Source organism: Paracoccus sp. (in: a-proteobacteria), from assembly GCF_046462195.1.
GTDB lineage: Bacteria > Pseudomonadota > Alphaproteobacteria > Rhodobacterales > Rhodobacteraceae > Paracoccus.
This window is the reverse complement of record NZ_JBKGUN010000273.1, coordinates 1-7,391: the sequence shown is the minus strand read 5'-3', so window position 1 is coordinate 7,391 and position 7,391 is coordinate 1. Positions and strand designations below refer to the sequence as shown.

Annotated in this window: 6 protein-coding genes; 3 read left to right on the top strand and 3 right to left on the bottom strand. The window is 61.8% G+C overall.

Annotated elements, in window-relative coordinates; all coding sequences use genetic code 11:
* Both ACLHHB_RS16495 and ACLHHB_RS16490 read left to right on the top strand, forming a co-directional pair.
* A partial coding sequence (locus ACLHHB_RS16495) for an HlyD family efflux transporter periplasmic adaptor subunit (RefSeq protein WP_410219372.1) occupies positions 1-1,189 on the top strand: 1,189 nt, incomplete at its 5' end.
* Between the two features lies 1 nt (position 1,190).
* A complete protein-coding gene (locus ACLHHB_RS16490) occupies positions 1,191-3,170 on the top strand; it encodes a glycosyltransferase (RefSeq protein WP_410219371.1) in 1,980 nt (659 codons plus the stop codon).
* On the opposite strand, the gene ACLHHB_RS16485 is transcribed toward ACLHHB_RS16490, so the two are convergent.
* The 3 genes from ACLHHB_RS16485 to ACLHHB_RS16475 all read right to left on the bottom strand — a co-directional run bounded on the left by ACLHHB_RS16485 (position 3,154) and on the right by ACLHHB_RS16475 (position 5,737).
* Positions 3,154-4,245, bottom strand: coding sequence for a cache domain-containing protein (locus ACLHHB_RS16485; protein WP_410219370.1), 1,092 nt, complete (start codon positions 4,243-4,245; stop codon positions 3,154-3,156). The genes ACLHHB_RS16490 and ACLHHB_RS16485 overlap by 17 nt on opposite strands.
* A 7-nt stretch (positions 4,246-4,252) precedes the next feature.
* Positions 4,253-4,831 (bottom strand): hypothetical protein, encoded by a 579-nt coding sequence (locus ACLHHB_RS16480; RefSeq protein WP_410219369.1) that lies wholly within the window; start codon positions 4,829-4,831, stop codon positions 4,253-4,255.
* 342 nt (positions 4,832-5,173) lie between these two features.
* A complete protein-coding gene (locus ACLHHB_RS16475) occupies positions 5,174-5,737 on the bottom strand; it encodes a hypothetical protein (RefSeq protein WP_410219368.1) in 564 nt (187 codons plus the stop codon).
* A 541-nt stretch (positions 5,738-6,278) separates the two neighbouring features.
* On the opposite strand from ACLHHB_RS16475, the gene ACLHHB_RS16470 reads away from it, so the two are divergent.
* Positions 6,279-7,391 (top strand): family 16 glycosylhydrolase (locus tag ACLHHB_RS16470; RefSeq protein ID WP_410219367.1); only part of this gene is annotated, 1,113 nt, incomplete at its 3' end.

Below are 7,391 nucleotides of genomic sequence, written 5' to 3'. Positions count from 1 at the left end.
AGGTGACGCATTCATGAAGTACGGAAGACTGATCATCGGCCTGTTGGCTGTCGTCGTTGCGCTTTGGATCATCGTGGGCGAACAGATGTCCGGTGCCAGTGCAGATGCAGTCGTCAATGCACCGGTTGTGACGGTTCGCGCTCCTGTTGCAGGCAATCTGCGGATGCCGACGCGTCAGCTGGGTTCCTGGGTGGCACAGGGTGAGATCCTTGCCAGCGTCGAAGACCCGATCGTGGATCGCGTCCGGCTGGACGACCTGTTGATGGAGGTCCGTCTGGAAGAAGCGGCGCAAGCACAAATCGCTGCCCTTTTGTCGGAAACACGATCCGTCCGCGAAGGACTGGTGGAACGGACCCGGATCTACCGGGCGCGGCGGCTGGAAGAACTGCGTGAGCGGCTGGATCATGCCCAAGCCCGTCTGGCCATTCTGGAAGCTGGCGGAGCAGCACCCGCCGTGAGCGATCAGCAGCTGCTTGCCGCGGTGGACGAAGAAAGCGGCAGGCTGCCGGCGGAGCCGCGGCTGGAGGCTTTGGTCCTCAGTCACGCACGGGAAAGGGTCGCGGTCCTGCGCATCGCCCTGCAAGCCGCGCAAGCGCATGTCTTCCTGGGTGATGGGTATAACGATGCGCCCAATGCCGAGCAGCGGGTCGTGGAGCTGGACAGCGAGATTGCCGCCCTCGCCTCCCGCCTCGCGGAGGCGGAAGAGCGCACCGCCGCGGTTCAGGAGCGGGTCGACCGGGAACGGATCCGGGTGAACGGGCTGACAGGAGGAGAGCTCCAGGCGCCTGTGGAAGGGCTTTTCTGGGAAATTCTCGAAGCCAACGGCGTGAACGTCCAGCGCGGCGACCCTGTTCTGCGCCTGGTCGACTGCCAGGCAGCGATGGTGACGCTGTCGGTGACTGAACGCGTCTTCAACAGCCTTGCCATCGGACAGGCGGCCCATTTTCGGCCTGGCGGATCGTCAGAGGTCCATGAGGCGACGATCAGCCGCCTGGCAGGCAGCGGCGCGTCGACGATCTATCGCAATCTGGCGGTTGCGCCGGGCCAGCGTCATCTTGAACGCTTTGACGTGACCCTGATCGTCCCGGCCCTTCGGCAGAGCGGCGCGGAAGGCTGCATGATCGGCCGGACCGGCCGGGCCTTCTTCGAGACCCGCCCGCTGGATGGGCTTCGCGGACTGTTCCGCTGAGATGCCCACGTTCTTGTATGTCAGCGAACTCGGCTCGAGCACCGTCCACCTGCTGCTGGTCCTGGGTGCCGGGCTGATCCTGCCCTACTGGGTGGATATACGAAACAACCTGCACCGGACGATCCTGCTGACAGGCACGTTTGTGCTTGCCATGCGCTACATCTGGTGGCGTGGGACCGAAACCTTGTCTCCTGCCGGCCTGTCTGTTGACATGTTCGCCAGCTGGTCGCTGTTCGCTTTCGAGCTTCTGGCCATGATCGGCTCGGTCAGTTCGCTCGTGATCATGTCGCGTCTTCGCCTGCGCAGCGCGGAAGCAGATGCGCATGCCGGGTGGTGGGGGGAGAACGAGCCGCGCGTGGCCATCCTGATCGCCACCTACAACGAAGAACTGGATGTGCTGGAGCGTACCATTGTCGGAGCGCAGGCGCTGCGGCACAAGAACAAGGAGGTTCTGGTTCTCGATGACAGCCGCCGCGACTGGCTGCGGGATTATTGCGCCCGGCAGGGCGTGCGCTACATGCGCCGGCCCGACAACAAGGGATCCAAGGCCGGCAACATCAACCACGCGCTGGATCGCCTGGCAGAGGATCCGGTGCCGCCGGATTTCGTTGCCGTTCTGGATGCAGACTTCGTGCCGCATCGTGGCTTCATCTCGCGCTGTCTGGCGCTGTTTCATGACCCGGCTGTGGGATTGGTGCAAACGCCCCAGCACTTCTTCAACGCCGACCCGATCCAGCACAACCTGGGCATCAGCCGCTCTTATCCGGACGAGCAGCGCTTCTTCTTCGACCACATGCAGCCCTCGCGCGACGGCTGGGGGATCGCCTTCTGCTGCGGAACCTCGTCAGTCTGTCGCTGGACAGCCTTGAGGGATATCGGCGGCCTGCCGACGGAAAGCGTGACCGAGGACTTCATGCTGACGCTGGACCTGCAGGACAAGGGGTGGACCTCCGTCTACCTGTCCGAGCCGCTGACGGAAGGCCTGGCACCCGAAGGTCTCAAGGAGTATGTCACGCAGCGTGCACGGTGGTGCCTGGGGCTGATGCAGATCGCCCGGTCGCGCCTCGGTCCCCTGGCCCACAACAACCTGCGCCTGCGAGACCGCTGGAGTGTGGTGGATTCCGTCCTGTTCTGGATGACAAGCTTTCCGTTCCGCCTCGCGGTGATCGTATACCCTCTCCTTTACTGGTATTTCGGAACAATCGTCGTGAACGCCTCGCTGCCTGACGTGCTCACCTACTTCGGCTGCTTCTTTCTTTGGTCGCAGATGGTTCAACGGGTGCTGATGCCGGGCATGGTCGTTCCCATCCTTCATGATGTCGGTCAGTTGATCGGCGCCATCCCCATCAGCCGGGCGGCCATCACCGGTCTCTTCCGTCCCAGGGGCCATCCCTTTTCCGTCACCGCAAAAGGCGGAGACCGCACCAGGGTCATCGTTCAATGGCAGATGATGGCTCCCTTCCTGACGCTGCTGATCCTGACGATCCTTGCCCTGATTCTGGGGATCGTCTTTGACCGTTTCGCCTACAATGATGCCGGTGATGGCAAATGGGTGGTGCTCTTCTGGACGATCTACAACGTCCTTGTGCTGTCCATCACGGTTCTGGCTTGCGTGGAACTGCCGCGGCGGGAAAGACACATCGCCGATCTGCCCGACCGCGGCATCCTGATCACACCCGGCGATGTCCGCCGCCAATGGATCAGTTCGCTGACCATGGAGGAGGCACGGTTGCGCGGCAAGATCCATGAGGTGGGAACGGCAGGAACCCTGCGTCTGCAGGATGTGGGTGACATCGCCGTCGAGGTTGTTGCGCAGACCGTGGACGGAAACCGGGTGCGGTTGAAACCCACGGCGGCGCAGCGGGAAGCCCTGCTGGTGCGCTTTTACGCGGAGGGTGCCGCACCGGGGACGAGCCGGGCGCGGATCGGCGGACTGCTGGCCGGCCTGGGAAGCCGCCTGACCTTCAGCGAACGTCGCTGATGCAATCCTGCTGAAGCCGGGCCAATGCCGTTGACAGTTGGGCGGCTTCACAGGTTGTCCGCGAATTTGCAGGGTACTCTTGCGACCCTTCCGCAATGCGCTGTGCGGACGCCGCAAGCTGCGCAATGGGGGTCATGACGATCCGTGTCAGAAGAAGTGTCAGCAGGGCGATCAGGGCGACCACCAGCCCGAGTGCATAAAGCGCCCCGTTCCGGATCAGGTCGATGCCGAAATTGACGCTGCTGGCATCCAGCCGCCCCACCAGCCGCCAGCCGAAGTTCGGGAGGTCCCCGGAGGTCACCTGCGGCACCAGAGCCGAAAAGTAGTCGCGTCCGTCTGGCCAGGTTTCTCGTCCTCCCGCCTGGACCCCGGTCTGAGCGGCACGCAGGATCTGCAGCTCGGCCGCATTGGGAGCCTCATCCGCAGACGAGGCGGAGATCACCCCGTTCGGGTTGATCAGGTAAAGGTCGATGCCAAAGGCTTCGGCGGCTTCGCTCAGGTAATCTTGGAGCCAGGCTGCATTGATATGCATCCCCAGAACGCCCGCAAGATCGCCATTGGCATGACTCACGGGTCTCGCCAAATCGATGAAGCGCAGAGGGTTTTCGCCCTCCCCTCCCAGAAGCTGGGCCAGCAGAACGGCATCGTGCACATCTCCCGCAAACCCGCCGTTCAGCCCGTTGCGATACCAGGGCCGCCCACTGACATCCTGCCCGATCAACAGCCCGTCGGTCGCGGCGACCACCCTGCCGCTGAGATCCGCATAGCCCACCCAGGAGATCCGGCTGCCGTCCCCGCCGGCTCCGGTCATCAGGTGGGTCAGCTGGTCCGGGCTCAGTCCATTCACCCGTTCTGACAGAAAAACAAGATCGCGCCAGTCCCGCTCCAGCGTCCGGGCAAGTTCTCCTGCCGCAGCGGTGGTGCGGAAGCGGGCTGCGAAGTCCAGGGTACTGTCGGTGAAACGATCTCCTCTCAGATAGGCGAACCCCATGGGGACCAGGAACATCACCAGAAGGCACAGCAAGGCAAAGCCGGTGACGGACTTGCGCAGGGTCAGGTTCGGCAGCTGGGTCATGGAGGCCTCAGAACGTGTTGATGGAAAAGCCGGCGAAGAGTTCTTCGGACGTCAGCTTGTAGCCGACGCGTATGCTGAAGGGCCCATCTGCGACGCGCTTCTGGAGGGCGAGCGTGGTCTCGTGGTAACTGTCGCTCCCCCCGCGTGACAGCTCCACCCCGATATTGGCCGGCGCCAAGGTCATCTGGCCGAGCAGGAACCAGGAATGGTGGACCGTGCTCACGTCGATCAAGGCATAGGTCGACCCGAAACCTGTCGCCATGTACCGTTCCACCGACAGCTTGAGCCCCGCCTGAAGGTCATTGCCTTTGTCCTGTTCGTGCTGAAGGCCAAGGGTTGGCCCGGCCTTCAGAACGGCAACCTCCGCCAGCGGGATCGTGTATGTGAGACTGATCGCGCTCGAGTGCCCCTCGTCATAGTTGGAAATGTTGAACCCGTAGTTCAGGGGCCCGCGGCTTGCGGAGGCGACAACGGACTGCGTTCGTGTCCCTGCGTCCCCTTGGAGAAAATAGCCGTCAGCAGCGGCAGCTTGACACAGAAGGCAGGCAAGGCCTGCAGCACCGCCGATTGTTCCACCCCACGCCATCGCCTCTTCCCTTTGTCCTGTTTGAGCACCGGAAGCTTAACCATGAATGGGGGAAACATCCTAGGGTTGAACCAGCATGGCGCCATCATTCGTGCGTTGCTGTGGGAAAGAGACATCATGCTTGGACCCGTGTCTGTAGACCGGGCCAAGCACTTGGACCTGAAGGCCATGGACCGGGCGAGGCTGCACGGCAGGCCTGCGACAGCCAGGGCAGTGGCCGAATGCACCAATCATGGTCGCATCTGCTGCGAAACCTGTTCGCTTCTTCCGAAGCAGCTTATCGAAAGCTCTCTCCTTCAGGTCATTTTGAGGACGTCGACGGGCTGCAGCAAGAAACGAGCGTCACGGAGCTTCAACGACGATCTTGACGGACGACCAGCTTGCTGCTGCATGGTCATAACGAACTGTGGCAGCATAACGTGTGACACGTTCAGGCTGATGTCCATCGAGGGTCCGCGCGCTGCCGACAAGGGTGTAAAGACATTCCTGCCAATCGTTCGAGCGCTCCAGCTTCATTTTCTCGCGGCTGATCTGGGCTGTCGCAGGCAGCCTGAAGTGCTCCCTCACAAAGCTTTCGGCCCAGATCGGGGCGCGCCATGAGATCGTGGTGCTGTCGCAATCAAGAACTTGGGGTGACGGGGCCGGTCGTATGTCATCCGAAGCGCCGTCCCTGCCAGACACTTGAGAATGCTCCACCCTGCCGGGCCCGGAAAGCACCGGCTTGATAGACGCACCATCAGAACTGAGCGCCGGCAGGAAGAGGACCGACGTTATCATCAGGATCATCGCGACCTGAGCCCGCTCAAAGGTCATCTTCCAGCCCCCGCTGCGAGGGCGGCTTTCACTGCTTATCATTTTGCTCTCGTTAACCATGGTCGGCCTTTGAAGGCAGTCGCCTGCATCCATGATGCCTCCCTTCCACAAAAGGATGCTGTCGCAGCGAACGGGGTTAAAGACAAGTTAACGGTTAAAATGCTCGGTATCATAAGGTGAGCATTGCTTTCACCCAAACGATCCAAGGACAAACGGCCCTCTGGTGCCAAGACGACACCGCCTTTCTCCGACCGTGAGCTCCCTGCAATCACACAGTCAAGGATGCTCCAACCTGAGTTATAATCACCTTGAAGGATGAGGAAATCAGACAGGGGAAACGCAGAAACGATGACTCTGGCAGACCTTGCTGATTGTGGACGTGCGTGCCTGCGCATTATTCGGTTCATCAATATTCGACGATGTGTCTTATGAAGCCGGGATAAGCTACACTTGCTTTAGCCATAGGAATCCTGCCGCGGAGAGGATTCATCATTCAACACATCTTTAAGTTGTATCAATGTGGCATTGTGCTATAGGGCGCGCAGAATTGTTTTGTGCAGATGATTCGACGGCCTTCCCGCTACCGCCTGTGGGACGCTGGAATGTCAGGCGGATGATCCAAGGCACGTGATCCATGACAACGTTACCAACCAGCGCCGATCCGGCGCTCGATCTTTATGGCTTCTGGCAGTCCTATGGGGCGGACGGATGGCTGATGTCCGAGTGGCCGGCAGGGCAGTCGAGTATCCTGCAATGGTCCCCCGACAACGTGCGGGTCGCGGCCGATGGTGGCATCGAGCTGGTGCTCGGGCGCGCGCCTGCGGGCTCCGACCATCCTTATCAGGCAGGTGAGGTTCAGTCCGCGCAGGAGGCCACCACGGGTACCTGGGGCTGGACCGTGCAGGCGCCGGAGATGGCGCCTGGGGCGGTGTTCGGCCTCTTCACCTACAAATCGGATTGGGAAAACCAGCCTTGGGTCGAGTTCGACTTCGAGTTCGTGGGGGCCGACACAACGCGGGTGCAGCTCAACATCCACATGCTGAACGCAGCGGGAGAACATGTGACGCTTGACCAGCACGGTCTGAAGCCGGTGTTCATCGACCTGGGCTTTGACGCCTCGGAAGGGGTTCACACCTACGAGGTGACGGTCACCGAAGAGAAGGGCGTCTTCTACATCGACGGCAAGGTCGTGGGCGAGTTCACGGGCGCCAACATGCCGGGCGGTGTCTGGAGCATCGGCCCCATGAAGAGCTATATCAACCTTTGGTCGGTGCAGCCGGAGCAGGAGATATGGGCGGGGGTCTGGACGGATCCCGGTGAACCGCTGGTGGCACGCATTCTCGGGGCCGAGGTTCGGCCCGGCGAGTACGGCAGCAGCTACGGCATTGACCCGGAGGCGTCCATAGCCATGCCCACGGATCCGGCAGACCCTGATCCAACGGAGGAGGTGGACACTGACGGAACCATCACCACCTTCTCAGAGCGCTCCCACGTGCTGCCGGATCATGTCACCAACCTCGTCCTGACCGGGAGCATGGACACGCAGGGCACAGGCAATGCCTTGGACAACCGCCTGACGGGCAACGCCGGCAACAACATCCTTGATGGCGGCCCCGGTGCGGACACGATGGAAGGCGGTGCCGGTGACGATACCTACATCGTCGACAACGGGGGCGATCAGGTCATCGAGGCCGCGAACGGCGGGACCGACACCGTCCGTGCTTCCCTCTCCTTTGTCTTGCCGGAC